At 72.3% G+C, this 15,939-nt stretch carries 15 protein-coding genes; 3 read left to right on the plus strand and 12 right to left on the minus strand.

The annotated features are described in order from the left end of the window. Positions 1-76: 76 nt before the first annotated feature. Complete coding sequence (locus tag Athai_RS18635) at positions 77-508, minus strand: RDD family protein (RefSeq protein WP_203962668.1); 432 nt, start codon at positions 506-508, stop codon at positions 77-79. A gap of 195 nt (positions 509-703) precedes the next feature. Between Athai_RS18635 and glnA the strand changes: the two genes are divergently transcribed. After that, positions 704-2,128, plus strand: coding sequence for a type I glutamate--ammonia ligase (glnA, locus tag Athai_RS18640; RefSeq protein WP_203962669.1), 1,425 nt, complete (start codon positions 704-706; stop codon positions 2,126-2,128). 237 nt (positions 2,129-2,365) lie between these two features. Here glnA and Athai_RS18645 read toward each other — a convergent pair whose 3' ends face one another. Next, on the minus strand, positions 2,366-2,620 hold the full coding sequence (locus Athai_RS18645) for a GntR family transcriptional regulator (RefSeq protein WP_203962670.1): 255 nt from the start codon (positions 2,618-2,620) through the stop codon (positions 2,366-2,368). Positions 2,621-2,879: 259 nt separating this feature from the next. Between Athai_RS18645 and Athai_RS18650 the strand changes: the two genes are divergently transcribed. After that, positions 2,880-3,053, plus strand: coding sequence for a hypothetical protein (locus tag Athai_RS18650; RefSeq protein WP_203962671.1), 174 nt, complete (start codon positions 2,880-2,882; stop codon positions 3,051-3,053). Positions 3,054-3,117: 64 nt separating this feature from the next. On the opposite strand, the gene Athai_RS18655 is transcribed toward Athai_RS18650, so the two are convergent. Next, positions 3,118-3,738: a TetR/AcrR family transcriptional regulator gene (locus Athai_RS18655; RefSeq protein ID WP_203962672.1), complete on the minus strand. Its 621-nt coding sequence runs from the start codon at positions 3,736-3,738 to the stop codon at positions 3,118-3,120. A 137-nt stretch (positions 3,739-3,875) separates the two neighbouring features. Here Athai_RS18655 and Athai_RS18660 point away from each other — a divergent pair, with 137 nt between their 5' ends. Continuing rightward, entirely contained in the window at positions 3,876-4,649 is a 774-nt protein-coding gene (locus Athai_RS18660) for an SDR family NAD(P)-dependent oxidoreductase (protein WP_203962673.1), read from the plus strand. A gap of 108 nt (positions 4,650-4,757) precedes the next feature. Here Athai_RS18660 and Athai_RS18665 read toward each other — a convergent pair whose 3' ends face one another. From Athai_RS18665 to Athai_RS18705, 9 genes are all read right to left on the minus strand, one after another. After that, entirely contained in the window at positions 4,758-6,941 is a 2,184-nt protein-coding gene (locus Athai_RS18665) for a chorismate-binding protein (protein ID WP_239157025.1), read from the minus strand. Positions 6,942-7,187: 246 nt separating this feature from the next. Continuing rightward, a complete protein-coding gene (locus tag Athai_RS18670) occupies positions 7,188-8,051 on the minus strand; it encodes a geranyl diphosphate 2-C-methyltransferase (RefSeq protein WP_203962675.1) in 864 nt (287 codons plus the stop codon). After that, positions 8,048-9,301: a family 2 encapsulin nanocompartment cargo protein terpene cyclase gene (locus Athai_RS18675; protein WP_203962676.1), complete on the minus strand. Its 1,254-nt coding sequence runs from the start codon at positions 9,299-9,301 to the stop codon at positions 8,048-8,050. The genes Athai_RS18670 and Athai_RS18675 overlap by 4 nt, the downstream gene beginning before the upstream one ends. A 26-nt stretch (positions 9,302-9,327) precedes the next feature. Continuing rightward, positions 9,328-10,749 carry a family 2B encapsulin nanocompartment shell protein gene (locus Athai_RS18680; protein ID WP_239157026.1) on the minus strand — a complete coding sequence of 474 codons (1,422 nt, stop codon included), beginning with the start codon at positions 10,747-10,749 and terminating at the stop codon, positions 9,328-9,330. A gap of 244 nt (positions 10,750-10,993) precedes the next feature. Beyond that, positions 10,994-11,506, minus strand: a complete 513-nt coding sequence (locus Athai_RS18685) for a hypothetical protein (RefSeq protein WP_203962677.1) — start codon at positions 11,504-11,506, stop codon at positions 10,994-10,996. Positions 11,507-11,523: 17 nt separating this feature from the next. Then, entirely contained in the window at positions 11,524-12,276 is a 753-nt protein-coding gene (locus tag Athai_RS18690) for a bestrophin-like domain (protein WP_203962678.1), read from the minus strand. 309 nt (positions 12,277-12,585) lie between these two features. Continuing rightward, positions 12,586-13,254 (minus strand): O-methyltransferase, encoded by a 669-nt coding sequence (locus tag Athai_RS18695; protein ID WP_203962679.1) that lies wholly within the window; start codon positions 13,252-13,254, stop codon positions 12,586-12,588. Between the two features lie 125 nt (positions 13,255-13,379). Next, positions 13,380-14,582 (minus strand): Gfo/Idh/MocA family protein, encoded by a 1,203-nt coding sequence (locus Athai_RS18700; RefSeq protein WP_203962680.1) that lies wholly within the window; start codon positions 14,580-14,582, stop codon positions 13,380-13,382. A gap of 7 nt (positions 14,583-14,589) precedes the next feature. Beyond that, on the minus strand, positions 14,590-15,816 hold the full coding sequence (locus Athai_RS18705) for a Gfo/Idh/MocA family protein (protein ID WP_203962681.1): 1,227 nt from the start codon (positions 15,814-15,816) through the stop codon (positions 14,590-14,592). Positions 15,817-15,939: the final 123 nt, after the last annotated feature.

Genomic DNA, 15,939 nt, shown 5'->3' on the forward strand with positions numbered 1-15,939 from the left:
CACGGTCGATCGGGTCAGCCCCGCCGGCGAGCTCGGCGGCCTCAGCGCGGTGGGCCGGCTCGGCGCGGCCGATCGGTCAGCTGTGCACCATGATCGAACCGGCCGCGCCGTCGTGCAGGCCACGGCCGCCGGGGCCGACGACGACCGGCGGCACGACCAGGCAGAGCAGGAAGCCCCGCAGCAGCGCCCGCAACACGCCGATCCGGCCGTGGTCGGACACCCGGACGCAGGCGATGCGGGCGATGCGCATGCCGACCGTCTGGCCGAACAGGCCGACGAAGAACCCGTACTCGACGATCAGCACCGGGTAGGCCCAGAAACCCACCATGGTCTGGTTGGAGAACACCCCGGTCAGTCGGGCCAGCACGGTGCCGACCAGCAGGCACAGGATCCAGTCGAGCACCAGCGCGACGAACCGCTTGCCCCAGGTGGCGGGGCTGCCCGGCTCGGCCGGCGCGTTCGGGTCGGCGGGCCGGTCGGTGGTCTGCTGGGACGAGCGCTGGCTCACCAGGCCAGCTTACGGCGAGCGGGAGCCGGCGACCTCCGCGGGTCGTGCCCTTATCACAGCGACCACCGCTCTGGCGGAAACCCGGCGGGCACGTAACAGCGGCGAAACAATGCAGATACGGCCGGGCAACGGCGGGTTCCTACCCTGACCCGGTACCCGGGGGTACGCATCGGAACGCGAGACGACGGAGGACACGTGTTCGACAACTCCGAGGCACTGCTGAAGTATCTGGCCGACGACGGCGTACGGTTCGTCGACGTCCGGTTCTGCGACCTGCCGGGGGTGATGCAGCACTTCACGGTGCCGGTCGAGTCGTTCGATGCCGACGTGTTCACCGACGGGCTGGCCTTCGACGGGTCCTCGATCCGCGGGTTCCAGCAGATCCACGAGTCGGACATGCTGCTGCTGCCGGACCCGGCGACCGCGTTCATCGACCCGTTCCGGGCGGAGAAGACGCTGGCCCTGAACTTCTTCGTGCACGACCCGTTCACCCGCGAGCCGTACAGCCGCGACCCGCGCAACATCGCCCGCAAGGCCGAGACCTACCTGGCCGCGAGCGGCATCGCCGACACCGCCTTCTTCGGCGCCGAGGCCGAGTTCTACCTGTTCGACTCGATCCGGTACGACACCGCCGCCCAGCACGGCTTCTACCACATCGACTCGATCGAGGGCGCCTGGAACTCCGGCGCCGAGGAGGGCGGCCGCAACCTCGGTCACAAGATCAGCCACAAGGGCGGGTACTTCCCGGTGTCGCCGGTCGACCAGACCGCCGACCTGCGGGATGCGATCACCCGCCGGCTGATCGAGGCCGGGCTGACCGTCGAGCGGGCCCACCACGAGGTCGGCACCGCCGGGCAGGCCGAGATCAACTACAGGTTCTCCACCCTGCTGCACTCCGGCGACCAGGTGCAGCTGTTCAAGTACATCGTGAAGAACACCGCGCACGCCGCCGGCAAGACCGCGACGTTCATGCCGAAGCCGCTGTTCGGCGACAACGGTTCGGGCATGCACACGCACCAGAGCCTGTGGTCCGGCGGCGACCCGCTGTTCTACGACGAGACCGGGTACGCCGGCCTGTCCGACATCGCCCGCTGGTACATCGGTGGGCTGCTGCACCACGCGCCGAGCCTGCTCGCGTTCACCAACCCGACGGTCAACTCGTACCGCCGGCTGGTGCCGGGCTTCGAGGCGCCGGTCAACCTGGTGTACTCGCAGCGCAACCGCTCGGCCTGCACCCGGATCCCGGTGACCGGCACCAACCCGAAGGCGAAGCGGGTCGAGTTCCGGGTGCCGGACGCGTCCTCCAACCCGTACCTGGCGTTCTCCTCGATGCTGATGGCCGGCCTGGACGGGGTGCGCAACAAGATCGAGCCGCCGGAGCCGGTCGACAAGGACCTGTACGAGCTGCCGCCGGAGGAGTTCGCCGACGTCAAGCAGGTACCGGGGTCGCTGCCGGAGGTGCTCGACGCGCTGGAGGCCGACAACGAGTACCTGCTCGCCGGCGACGTGTTCACCTCCGACCTGATCGAGTCGTGGGTGGACTACAAGCGCAGCAACGAGGTCGACCCGATCCGCCTGCGCCCCACCCCGCACGAGTTCGCCCTCTACTACGACGTCTGATCGCCCACGGCGATGTGACGTCCGATCGCCCACGGCGATGTGACGTCCGATCGCCCACGGCGATGTGACGTCCGATCGCCCACGGCGATGTGACGTCCGATCGCCCACGGCGATGTGACGTCCGATCGCCCAGCAACCGAAACAGCGCCCGTCACCGGACCACCGGCGACGGGCGCTGTCGCGTACTGGGCGATTGGCGAATCGGCTGGGTGGGCCCTCGGCAGGCAGGACGCGGCGCTACTCAGGCTTGCGCCAGGACTCCCGGGGCGCCGCGTAGACGCCCTGCCGAGGCCGCACCCGGACCATGCCCCACTCCACGAGCCCGGCGATCGCCCGGCGCGCGGTCCCGCGGGCGACTCCGTACGCCTGGGCGATGATGTTCTCCGACATCACCCGCTGGCCGGGCTGATACGCCCCGGAGCGGATCTGCTTCTCGACGTCGAGGGCGATCTGCTCCCACTTCGGCACTTCGATGTCCGGCACGGCCTCCATCCCCTCACCCTGACGGCGGCAAGGTGCTCGCGAGCCAGCATATACACCCCTACATACCCATGGGTGAGACTGTACAAGAGTGGTTCAAGCAAGTAGCCTGGCCTCACTGCGCAAACAGGGCAGGGTGCCGTCGGATTCGGGGCCATCGACCCTGTCGCACGCTGCCTGTGTGACACGGGGTCGTGTCGTGCTCGGTTGCGTTCGTCACGTTGCCCCCCTAGCGTCGAGACGACGAGTCGCGGGCAACGAACGGAGCGTCATGTTGTATCCGGGCACCAACGGCCAGTGGGTCCGTACCCACGACAAGGAGAGTGTCGAGGCGTTTCAGGCCGAGCAGAAGATGCGCTCGGAGATGGAACGCGACCAGTTGGAGCGGTCGCGCGAGTTCCGCAGCCGGCTGTGGGACCGGATCCTCAGCTGGTTCCGCCGCTGACAGCCATCACTCACACCTGCGATGCGCGAGTCGTGTTCTGCACTCAGGGGGAACGCGGTCCGCATCACGACCCGTATCCCGGCGCCGTTGCCGCATTGCTCGGGCTGGTGCGGAGGTGGGTGAGCAGGACGTCGAAGACGGCGTCGAGGTGGTCGGTGCGGCCGGTGGAGCGCAGCACCTGGACGCCGCCCTGGATGCCGGCGACGAACGCGGCCGCGGTGCGGTCGGCGTCGAGATCCAGGCGAATCCGGCCGGCGGCCTGCATCGCCTCGATGCCGGCACGGATGTGCTGCTGCCACTGGGCGAGCAGGGTGCGGATCACCTCGGCGGCACCCGGTGTGCTGGTCAGCTGGCTCATCAGTGAGCCGAGCGGGCAGTTGGCGCCCTGCGCGCGGTAGCGGGCGAGCACCGCGTCGCGCCAGCGCTGCCAGGCCGGCCAGGAGGTCAGCGCGCCGAGGTGCGGCTGCTGGTCGGCGAGCACCCGGTCGGCCTCGTACCGCGCGACCGCGAGCAGCAGCTCCTCCTTGCCGCCGGGAAAGTAGTGGAACAGCTGCCCCTTGCTGGTGCCGGTGATCGCCCGGACGTCGTCGAGGGTCAGCTCCCCCGGCTCGGCGCTGTGCAGGTGCGCCGCCGCGCCGTCGATGATGCGTTGCCGGGTCGCGCGGCCCTTCGCGGTGATCCCCACCGGTTGAGGGTAACTTTCCTGGACCTAGCAGTCCAGACACAGTCTCGGAACCACGCATCAAAGGCTCCATGGAAACCGGCATTGCATCGCAATTCCTGGACTGGCGGGTCCAAAAATGGCGGCCTAGCGTCCAGCTCATGACAACACGACTGCGGGGCCGGACGGCCCTGGTCACCGGATCCACCAGCAACATCGGCCGCGCCATCGCGCTCGCCTTCGCCACGGAGGGCGCGCACGTGGTGGTCTCCGGCCGGGACAGGAACCGCGGCGATGCCGTGGTGGCCGAGATCGAGCGCGCCGGCGGCCGGGCCGAGTTCGTCCGCGCCGAGCTGGACGGGACGGCCGAGGCCAGCCAGGCGCTCGCGGCCGAGGCGACCCGCCGGCTCGGCGGGCGGCTCGACATCCTGGTCAACAACGCCGGGATCTATCCGCCGGGGACGACCGCGACGACCGATCCGGCGACCTTCGACCGGGTGTACGGGGTGAACGTGAAGGCACCGTTCTTCCTCACCCAGGCGGTCGCGCCGGCGATGGCGTCCGGAGGCGGCGGGGTGATCGTCAACCTCGGCTCCTGGGTCGCGCGGCGCGGGCTGCCGGTCGGCGCGCTGTACGCCTCGACCAAGGGCGCGATGGAGACGCTCACCCGCGCCTGGTCCGCCGAGTTCGGCGGCCGGGGCGTCCGGGTCAACGCGATCTCGCCGGGCGTCATCCGCGATCCCGGGCTCGACCCGGCGAGCGAGTTCGCCGGCGAGGCGCTGATGCGCGGCACGCCCGCGGGCGCCGCCGGGCACCCGGACGCGATCGCCGCCGCGGCGGTGTACCTCGCGTCCGACGACGCCGCGTTCGTGCACGGCGCGGTGCTCGACGTCGACGGCGGCCGCACCGGCGTCACCGCTACCGGCGACATCTGAACGGCGGCGCCGGCGTCACCGGCACCGGCACCGGCACCGGCACCGGCGACATCCGAACGGCGGCGCCGGTCAGCCGGTGGGCGCGCACTCCGGTACCGGTCGCCGCGCTCACCGGCTGGCCGGTACCGGGCGGCGCGCGCGAGCCCAGGCGGTGAGCGGGGCGGTGGCCTTCAGGATCACCTCGTCGAACTCGTCCGCCGGGTCGGAGTCGAGCACGATCGCGCCGCCGGCGCCGATGTGCAGCTCGTCGCCGTATCGCACCGCGGTACGGATGACGATGCTCAGGTCGGCGCCGCCGGTCAGGCCGAAGTAGCCGAGGGTGCCGGAGTAGACGCCGCGGGCGGCCGGTTCGAGCCGGTCGAGGATCTCCATCGTGCGCTGCTTCGGTGCCCCGGTCATCGAGCCACCGGGGAAGCAGTGCCGAAGGCAGTCGACCGCGTCCACGCCCGGGCGCAGCTGCCCGGACACCGTCGACACCAGCTGGTGCATCGTCCGGTACGACTCGACGGCGAGGTACCGGTCGACCGCGACCGAGCCGACCCGGCACACCTGACCGACGTCGTTGCGCAGCAGGTCGACGATCATCAGGCTCTCCGCCCGGGTCTTCGCGTCGCCGGCCAGCCGGGCGGCGAGCTGCGCGTCTCGTGCCGGGTCGGGGTGCCGCGGCGCGGTGCCCTTGATCGGCCGGGTCTCGACCCGGCCGGCCGGCGTCACCCGCAGGAACCGTTCCGGCGAGGAGCTGGACACGCAGACACCGCCGATCCGCAGCAGCGCCGCGTGCGGGGCCGGGTTGAGGCGCCGCAGCTGCCGGTACAGGGCGAGGTCGTCGCCGTGGAACGGCACCCGCACGGCGTTGGTCAGGCAGATCTCGTAGCTCTGGCCGCGGCGCAGCTCGCGCTGGCACTCGGCGATCCGGTCCAGGTACGCCGCCCGGTCCAGCGCCAGGTGCGGTACCGGGTCCGGTACCGCACCGTCCGCCTCGGCCCCGCAGCCGGCGTACCCACCGGCACCGGAGCCGGCGTGGCTGCCGGTGCCGGGACCGGCGGCGGGCGTCGGCGGGAGCGCGGCGAGGCGGGTCCCGGTCGCGGCGAGCCAGTCGCGGGCGGCGCGCTCGTCGCCGCGCTGTACCGCGGCGCGCTCGTCGCCTCGGTACAGCGCGAGCAGGTGGGTGACGCCGCGCTCGTGGTCGACGGCGACGAGCCGGTCGGCGAAGATCCAGCAGGCGTCCGGGGTCGGCGAGCGGTGCGCGGCGGCCGCACCGCAGTCGGCCTTCAGCTCGTAGCCGAACCAGCCGACATACCCACCGGTGAAGTCGAACGGCAGTCCCGTGCCGGCGATCCGGCGCCGGGCGAGCTGCTGTCGGAGCACGTCGAACGCGGTGCCCGGTTCGACCCGGGTGCCGGCCGCCGACCGTACCGTCACGCCGGCGTCGCCGACCCGGTAGGTCAGCGTCTCGGCGAGCGGCCCGGACGCGTCACCCAGGAACGAGAACCGGGACAGTCCCGGTTCGACCCGGCTGCTGTCCAGCCAGAAACAGTCCGGCGAGCCGGCGAACAGCGCCTCGAACGCCGCCTCGGTGTCGACCGCGACCGGCAGCTCGGCCCGGCACAGTCGCAGCCCCGACGCACCGGTCGCCGGTACCGGCGACCCGGCCGGTGCGGCGGCGCGCGGCGGGGTCGGTCCGGGCTGGACGGGCAGCCGGGGGCGGGCAGCGGCGGCGATCGACAGGTCGCGGAAGTTGGTCAGCAGCTCGCGGCCGAAGGTGGACGCGACCGACTCCGGGTGGAACTGGACACCCCAGCGCGGGCGGTCGCGATGCCGGATCGCCATCACGACACCGTCGTCGGCCCAGGCGGTCGCGACGTAGTCGGGCGGCAGCGGCTCGGCGACCCGCAGCGAGTGGTAGCGGACCGCGACGAACTCGTCGGGTACGCCGGCGAACAGGGCGTCGCCGGTGTGGGTGATGCGGGCGAGCCGGCCGTGCTCGGGCCGCGGGGCCGGCCCCACGGTGCCGCCGGACAGCCAGGCGAGCGCCTGATGGCCGAGGCAGACGCCGAGCACCGGCAGGTCGGTACCGGCCAGCAGCGCCGGCACCAGGCCGAGGTCGCGGGCGACGGCGGGATGCCCGGGGCCGGGTGAGACGACGATGTTGTCGAAAGCGGCGAGGTCGAGGCTGGTGAGCGCGGCGTCGTCGTTCGTGACGACCACCGGCTCGGCGCCGTTGACCTCGGCGAGCAGCTGGAACAGGTTGAACGTGTAGGAGTCGTGGTTGTCGACCAGCAGCGTGCGCACCACGACTCCCCCGAGATCACGCGGGCCGGGTGGCCGCACGCCGAGCGCACCACCGCGGTGCGGCACCCAGTAGACGGCGGCCGGTCCGGGGCTGTCAACGTGCCGGTGGTCGCACCGCGCCGGGCCGCCCGGCGCGGAATGTGATGCCGGGCGGCCCGGGGCCGGTACGCGGCGGGGCCGGTGGTGGCGGCGGCCGACGGTCCGCCGCCACCACCGGGGTCCGCCCGCGGTCGGCGGCCGGCCGCGTCAGACCCGGTCGGCGACGATGAGCAGGTAGTGGAAGCTGCCCTCGCGGTACGCGGTGAGGAACGCCTCCTCGATGCCGGTGGCCACCGACACGTGCTCGCGCAGCTCCCAGTACGGGATGGTGTGCGGGGTCAGGTCGACGACGGTGATCGGCACGAAGTTGTTCGCCGCCAGCGCCTTGAAGTAGTCGCTGCGCGGGTGGATGTTGCAGATGTACTTCTCGTCGATCCGGCTGACCGCCTTCGACCGGCCACCGGTCACGTCGTTGTAGCAGCCGGTGATGCACACGTACCGGCCGCCGTAGGACAGCAGCCGCGCGAACTCGGCGAACAGCGGGAACAGGTCGACGTACATGGTGGTCTCGTTGGTCCAGATCGCCTGCCGCGACCCGGTGTCGAAGCCGGTGTCGAGCATGTTGCGGAAGTGGTACCGGACCTGGTCGTCCACCCCGCGCGCGGCGGCCTGCTCGTTCGCGAACTGCACCTGGTACTCGGAGATCGAGACGCCGTCGACCGCGCAGCCGAAGCGCTGGTTGGCCATGATGCTGGTGCCGCCGCGGCCGGAGCCGGCGTCCAGCAGCCGGTCGGTCGACTCGATCGGGCCGAGGTGGTCGAGCAGCAGGTCGGCCTGCGCGGTCTCCAGCCGGTGCAGTTCGGCGATGATCCGCTCGTCCCGGGTGGCGGCCGGCCCCTGCAGTACCGACGGGTCGTAGTCGCCGATGCCGTAGTGGTGGTGGAACAGCCCGTCGATCTCACCGAGCCGCAGGTTCACCGGGTCCTTGCGGTTGGTGTTCCAGTAGTTGGCGACCGACCGTTGGTACTCGGTGCGCAGTACGCCGGTCCCGGCCTGGCTGGTGGTGGTCATCGTGTCAGCTCCTCACTGCGGGAAGACCGCGGGTTCGTCGACGCCGCCTCGGCGCCGTGGTATCGGGCGGTACTGGCGTGCCACTCCCGGCTGCCGCCCAGCCAGGCCCACAGCCCGGCGAGGAAGCGGCGCAGCGCGGGCGAACCGGCCAGGCTCAGCACCGCCGCCTCCGACTCGAACATGTGCATCAACTCGTCGTGGATGGCGGCGCTGCGCTGGACCGCTTCGGTGATCGAGCAACGCTCCTCGGCCGCCAGTACCCGGGGCAGGTTGGTGTCGGTCGGGTCCTCCTTCGCCATCGAATACAGGTCGTTGACCAGCACGCTCGCGGTGCCGGCGAGGGTGAAGACGCGTCGTACCCGGGGGTCGGCGAACTCGGCGGCGGGCAGCTCGTAGCCGGCGACCGGGTCGATGAGCACCATGCAGGGCAGGAAGCTGTTCTCGTGCCGGTGCAGCAGGTACTCCCACACCGGCGGCATCTGCTCGGTGGTGCGCCAGACGGCCTCCTGGTTGTAGGCCACGAACATCACCGACAGCTCGTGCCGCAACCGCGCCACCTGCGCCGCGGTCGCGTACCGGGACAGGTTGTCCAGGCTGTCGCGCAGCGCCACCATCACCGGGTCGTCGTGCCGCTGCTCGTCCAGCTGCGTCGCGTACGGCTCCGGCAGGTGGGCGGGATCGATGGCGGTGTAGGCGATCGCGAGCCGCTGGCCGAGCTTCTCCGGTACCGCCTGCTCGGCCTCGCCGTCGACGTAGTGGTCGTCGACCGACCACTCGGCAAGCGCGCACTTCGCCGCCGCCAGCAGCCGGTCCGGGTCGTCGCACTCCGGGTGAGCGAGCATGATCAGCCGGCCGAAGTCGCAGGCGGCGACCCGGTCGAGCTGGCCGGGATAGATGCCGACCTCGCCGGCCCACTCGACCAGCCGCGCGTTGACCTCCGCTCCCAGCGCCCGGTCGTCCCGGACGGCGGGCGGGCAGTACAGCTCGGGTACGCCGGGCGGGCCGGCCGCACCGGTCGATGCCGCCGCCGGCCGGGCGACGATGTCCGGCGGTAGCGGGTTCGGGATGCGCAGCGCACCGGTCCCCAGCCCGGCCGGCAGCATCCAGCCGGCCGACGACACGGGCGGCGGTGCGGCGGTGGCCGGCAGCGTCCGCGGCGCCGGCCTGTCCACCGTGGACATCAGGGCCAGTACGAGCCGGCTCAGCTCGCTCTCGGCCGGCGCCGCCGCGGTACGGGTCAGCAGGGTCACGGGATCCTCCTCGTGGGCGACACGGATCAGGCCGCGGGCGCGCCGAGCTCGGCGTCCTCCAGCACCCCGAGCGCGTCCGGCACCAGTACCGCGGCCGAGAAGTACGCGCTGACCAGGTAGCCGATGATGGCCCGCTCGTCGATGCCCATGAACCGCACGTTGAGCCCCGGCTCGTACTCCTCCGGGATGCTCGCCGGGCGCAGCCCGACCACGCCCTGGTCCGCCTCGCCGGTACGCATGGCGAGGATCGACGAGGTGTGGTGTTCGGTGACCGGGATCTTGCCGCAGGGGAAGATCGGTACGCCGCGCCAGGACGGCACCCGGTGCCCGTCCACCTCCACCGGGTCCGGGTAGATGCCGCGCTTGGTGCACTCCCGGCCGAACGCGGCGATGGCCTTGGGGTGGGCCAGGAACAGCTTCGTACTGCGCCGCATGCACAGCAGCTCGTCCAGGTCGTCCGGGGTGGGCGGGCCGGTGCGGGTCCGGATGCGCTGCTTGAGGTCCGCCTGGTGCAGCAGCCCGAACTCGGCGTTGTTGACCAGCTCGTACTCCTGGCGCTCGCGCAGCGCCTCGATGGTCAGCCGCAGCTGCTGCTGCGTCTGGTTCATCGGATCGTTGTACAGGTCGGCGACCCGGCTGTGCACTCGCAGCACCGTCTGCGCCACCGACAGCTCGTACTCCCGGGGCCGGGTTTCGTAGTCGGCGAACGTGCCGGGCAGCGACGCCTCGCCGGAGTGACCCGACGCCAGCTCGATGTCCGCCTCGCCGTGCTTGTTGTGCGGCAACGAATCCCGCGCCGCGGCCGAGTCGGCGGCGAGGTGCTCGCGCAGCGCCGGTGAGGCGTCGGTCAGCTGCGCGAACGCGGTCACCGGCAGGGTGAGCACCGTGCAGGCGGTCGCCGCCCGGGCGGTGAACTCCCAGATCGTGTCCGGCCGGGTCAGCGCCTCGGCGCCGAAGTAGTCGCCGTCACCCAACACGCCCAGCACCGCCTGGTCGCCGTACTTGCCGGTGCCGATCTTGGTGACCTTGCCGTGCGCGATGAGGAACACCTCCTCGGCCGGGTTGCCGAAGTCGGCGAGGACCTCGCCGGCGGCGTACTCGTGCTGCTCGCAGCGCTGCGCCAGCGCCTGCAGCACCTCGTCGTCGTCGAAGCCGCGCAGCGCCGGCAGCTCGGTCAGTTCCCGCGGCACCACCTCGATCCGGGTGCCGATGTTGGTGAACGTCAACCGGTTGTCGCCGACCACGTAGGTCAGCCGGCGGTTCACCCGGTAGGTACCGCTGGTCACGCCGACCCAGGGCAGCCGCCGTTGCAACCAACGCGACGAGATGCCCTGCATCTGCGGTTCGGACTTGGTGGTGGTGGCGAGGTTGCGGGCCGCCACCGTACTGAGGCTGCGGGTGCGGTCCGGGTCGACGTCTGCCTGCTCTGGCTGGACCGTTTCGGTCACGATCAGCACCGCCAATCGGGGTCGGAATGTACTGGGCCACAATGGTTTCGGTAAGTTCGGGCCGGGTTTCGGGAGCTTCGGACGGGTTTCGTGAACTGCCCGCGGGTTTCGGGTAACTGCGAGCGCCCGGTGCACCGGCGCCGGGCCCGGCCCGCACCGGGCGACACGCCGGGTTCCGGGCACACCGGGGTGGCCGACCGGGCTGGGCCCGACCGGTTGGCCGGCTGTTGAGATCTGCCGGCGGTCAGCCGGCGAGATGGACGGTCAGCTGGATCTTCTTCTCGTCCGGCCACACCACGTCGACACTGCCGGCGGCCTGCGCGTAGCTGCCGGTACCGCCGAGGATCGCCCCGGTGGACTTGCGTGGATAGTCGCCGAACCGGTCGATCACCCGCTGGTAGTGGAGGTCACCGTCGGCCAACCGGAGCACGATCATGCCGAACACCACCGGCTGCGCGGCGCTCTTCAGGTCCACCACCGCCGAGCTCGACCAGGCGTTGCCGGCGGCCTTGCCGTCCCCGTCGACCAGGTCGAAGGTGGCGATGTAGCCGATGCCCAGCGTCGGTGCGGCCGGCAGGGTGATCTGGGTGCGGGTCGCGACCAGCGTCAGCGGGTCGGCCGCCGGTGACCGGGCCGCCGGCGGTGCCGGCGATCCGGGCGACGGCGGGGCGCCGAACGCCGGTCGTGACGCCGCGAGTGACGCGCCGACCAGCGGCGCCGCGGCGGCGAGTCCGAGCGCGACTCGTCTGGTACTCATCGAACCACCTCGATTCGTCAGGGGTACTGCCGGAACTTGCCGATCACCTCGGTGAACGCGTCCGGGCCGACGCCGATCGACCCGGCGTACGGGTGGCCCATCTGCTGCACCAGCCACAGCGTGAAGGCGAGCAGGCCGGCCACCGCCGCGCACATCAGGATCTGGTGCCGCAGCCGCCCGTACCCGAAGGACAGGGTGAAGCCGACCGTGATCGCACCGCCGGCGAGCAGGCCGATCCACATCACCGTCGGTACCGGTGAGGTGGCTCGGCTGGTGCGGTTGCGGCGCGCGTCGACGGTCTGGTTGACCGAGTCGAGGATCTGCGTCATCAGCACCTGGCCGCGGTAGTCGTGCGGGTGGTAGCTGAGGATGACCACGCGCATCCGCGCCACGTCGGCGACCGCGCGCGGGCTCGTTGCGCCGTGCGCCATCGCCGGCCACTCCACGGTGGCGACGGTCTCGGCGTACGACCGGGCCAGGTTCTTGAGCTGGTCGCGTTGCGGTTGCGGCAGGGCCCGCGCGGTGAAGTAGATCTCCGAGACGTCGTTCGCCTCGGCCTGGCTGTAGTTCTGCGCGTCGTCGTTGGTCTGCCACACCTGCACCACGACGAAGGCGAGCAGCACCGCGTACAGCACGCCGACCATGTTGAAGATGGTGCTGGCGACGTCGTGGTCGAGGGTGCGCCGGTCGCCGGCCCACCGGTCGATGACGACCAGCACCAGGGCCACCGCGGCCATCGTCGCGGCGGTCACCAGCAGCCCGGAGATCATCGGCGGCCCGCCCCCGCGGCGCGGGCCGCCGACACGTTGCCGGCACCGTCAGCCTGGCCGTCCACTGTGGACTTCATGGTCGCGCAACGGTTCCCGGACATCACCCGCACCACCCATCCGCCGTCGTCTCAGCTTCGGGTCACCACCACCGCGAGGATCACTCGCAGTAGCCGCGGATGACTTTAAGTAGCAGACCGGTGGCGAGCAAGGAGTCTGTCGGTTTTGTTTTTTCTTCGTCAAAACGACACAAGTCGGAAATGCGGGGGTAGCGTGTTCCGCCCGGTTCGCCGCCGGCCTCGCGGCCCCGGCTCAGGCCTCGACCAGCGCGAGGGCGAACCCGTCGTACCCCTTGGTACCGACGGTCTGCAGCGCCGTGGACGACAGCCGCGGCTCGGCCGCGACCCGGGCGAGGAACTCGCGCACGCCCCGTACCCGGGGGTCCGGGTGCCCCGCCTCGATCACCGCACCGTCCCGGATCACGTTGTCCGCCACCAGTACCGTGCCCGGCCGCGACAGCCGCAGCGACCAGTCCAGGTAACCCGGGTAGTTGTCCTTGTCCGCGTCGATGAAGATCAGGTCGAACGGGCCGGCGCCGCCGGCGACCAGCTCCGGCAGCGTGTCCAGCGCGGCACCGACCACGACCTCGACCCGGTCGGCCAGCCCGGCCCGGGCGATGTTGGCGCGGGCCACCTCGGCGTGCCGCGGCTCGTACTCCAGGGTGGTCAGCCGGCCGCCCTCGGGCAGGGCGCGGGCCAGCCAGATGGTGCTGTAGCCGCCGAGCGTGCCGATCTCCAGGATGCGGCGCGCACCGCACATCCGGGCCAGCAGCTCCAGCAGCCGGCCCTGGTTGGGCGCCACCGCGATCTCCGGCAGCCCGGCCGCGCGCGAGTCGGCCAGCGCGGCGGTGAGCGCCGGATCGGTCGGTACCAGTAGGTCGCTGAGGTAGTCGTCGACGGCATGCCAGGTCTGTTCGCTCATGCCGGCGACGCTAGTACGGTCCGCCGCCGGTGCGGGCGAACGCCGTGTCGTGTCGCCCACCGCCGCCTCCCGCTGGCCGGCCCCTCGGCGGTCCGGCACCCGGTCGCCGGCCGCCGCCCGCGGCGCTACGGACGGGGATCGGTCGCCCCGGCGTCGACGGTGTCGGCGCCGAGCACGACGCCGTCCCACTCCCCCGCGAGAACGCGCGCCACCGGTATCTCGCGGCCGAGGGCGGCCGAGACGTACACGGCCCGTACGACGGCGAGGGAGCGCAGGGCGTCCTCGACCCCGACGGCGGGTGCGCGACCCTCCCGGACGGCCGCGGCGATGTCGGCGTACTGCCGGCGGTGCCCCTGCACGAAGGCGTCGTCCGGGATCGCGCCACCGCTGACGTGCTCGCCGGGCACCAGCTCCGCGGCGCGGTTCCGCGGCCCCTGGCGCGTCGGGTCGACGTGCGTGTCGCCGAGGACCGCGGGATCGAGACCCTCCGCGGGTTCGGCGTAGAAGTACTCCAGCTGGTCGCGTTCGAGCAGCGCCGATCCCTTGGCCCCGTGCAGGTTGATCCGCACCGACAGGCCGGGGAACGCGGCCGTGGTGGCGTGCAGCGTCGCCAGCGCGCCGCTGGCGAACCGGACGGTGGCGACGAGGGTGTCCTCGACCTCGATCCGCTCGTGCGCCAGCCGCGCCGCGTACGCGAAGACCGACACCGGCTCACCGAGGAACCACACCAGCAGGTCGACGGTGTGCACCCCCTGGTTCATCGTCGAACCGCCGCCGTCGAGCGACCAGGTACCGCGCCAGTCCCCGGAGTCGTAGTAGTCCTGGCTGCGCCACCAGCCGACGGTCGCCACCGCGCTGGTGAGCCGGCCGAGCTCACCGCCGTGCGCGGCAGCCGCCACGGCGACCGAGGCCGGATCGAACCGGTGCTGGCTGATGACGCTCACGACCTGCCCGCGCGCTGCGGCCGCACGCGCCGCGGCGGCGAGCGGGAGCGACTTTCGTACCGTCGTGTCGAGCGGCTTCTCGATCACCACGTGCGCCCCGGCGGCCACGGCCGCCAGCGCCAGCTCGGCGTGCGTACCGCTCGGGGTCGTGACGACAACCAGCTCGGTGACTCCAACGGCGATCAGCTCGGCCAGGCTGGCGTACTGCCGCGGAGGCGGCCACGGGGTGTCGGCCGCGACCACCCCGGCGAGCGTCGCCCGGGCGTCGGGGTTCGGGTCGACGATCGCGGTCACGACGAACTCGCCCTGCTGGGCCAGTGCGCGCGCGTGGGTGGCCGAGATGACCCCAGCTCCCACGAGGGCTACGGTGATCTTGCTGGTCATGCCGTGGTCACCCCGATCTGTCTGTCGGCTGAGCCGGGCCCCGGGTCCATGGCGCCCCGAGCTCGGTGAACGTTCGCCCGGTCCGCGCCACCTCCGCGCACCAGCGCTCGACGTCGGGTACGACCGGGCGCGCGCGGGCACCGCTGCCGGTCCACTCGACGTGCCGGGCCGGGATGGCGCCCGGGGCCGGACCGGTACGCACCGCTTCCAGGACCCTGGCGAAGGCCCCCGTCTCGGCGAGCGGCGCGATCAGCGGCGTGGCGTACCGAATGTGGTCGACGAGGTTCCGCAGCAGCGAGTCTCGCCGGTGCGCCGACTCCGCCACCTCGCCGTCGCGGATCAACGCCAGCCGGTCGGTGCTGTAGCGCAGCCGCAGCGACCCCTGGGTACCGTGGGCGATCACCACCGGCGCTGCCTCCTCGCGCGACGCGCACAGCGTCAGCCCGGCCGCAACGGCCACACCCGCGGTCGTCGATGCCCGCACCGCACTGGTGTCGTCGGCCTCGATGTCGTGCGCGTGCCACGGATCCACGACCACGTCACCGACATCGGCGGCGCGCAGCGCGCCGGCCAGGGCGAGCGCGGCGTCCACGGCATGCGCCAGCGGGTTGGTGAGCACGCCGTCCATCACGGCGTGGCCGTCCAGCGTGCGCCGCCCGGCCCAGGCTGCCCGGCGGTAGTAGGCCCGGTCGCGCGTCCAGGTGCCCACGGCGCCGATGCGCGTCACCTCGCCGATCCGCCCGGACACGATCGCGTCCCGGGCGGCGCGCAGGCCGTGCCCACCGCGGGCCTGGAAACCCACCTGGACCGCCCGTTGCGCCACGGCGGCGGCCTCGACGAGGTCCGCATGCTCGGCGAGAGTCGCGGTCGGCGGCTTCTCCAGCAGCACGTGCGCGCCGGCCGCCAGCGCCCGACGCACGAGCGCGTGATGGGTGTGGATCGGTGTCGCGATCGCCACGATGTCGGGCACCTCGTGGGCGAACAGCTCGTCCAGGCTCGCGTGGTGCGGCACGGCCAGGATCTCGTCGCGCAGCGGCGAACCGGCGAGCCGCGGATCCGCGCTCGGCTCGATCGGATCCACGACGCCGGCCAGCCGGACGTGCCCGCCGAGCCGGAGGATCTCGGCCACGTGGTTGCGGCCGTAGCCGAGGCCGACCACCGCCGCCGTGAGCGGCCGGGAGCCGGCGTCGCGGGCAGCCGGGTCCGGTCGGCCGCTGCCGGCGGGTGTGGTCACTGGGCGGCTCCGTCCTCCGGCAGGTGGTTCGGCGGGTACCCGCGGGATCGTCGCGAAACGATCGTCGGCGCAGCCACCGTCAGTGCAACGTTGTACCACTTCTCTCGTCGATCCGCACGCCCG

Source organism: Actinocatenispora thailandica (assembly GCF_016865425.1).
In the GTDB taxonomy this organism is placed as follows: Bacteria; Actinomycetota; Actinomycetes; order Mycobacteriales; family Micromonosporaceae; genus Actinocatenispora; species Actinocatenispora thailandica.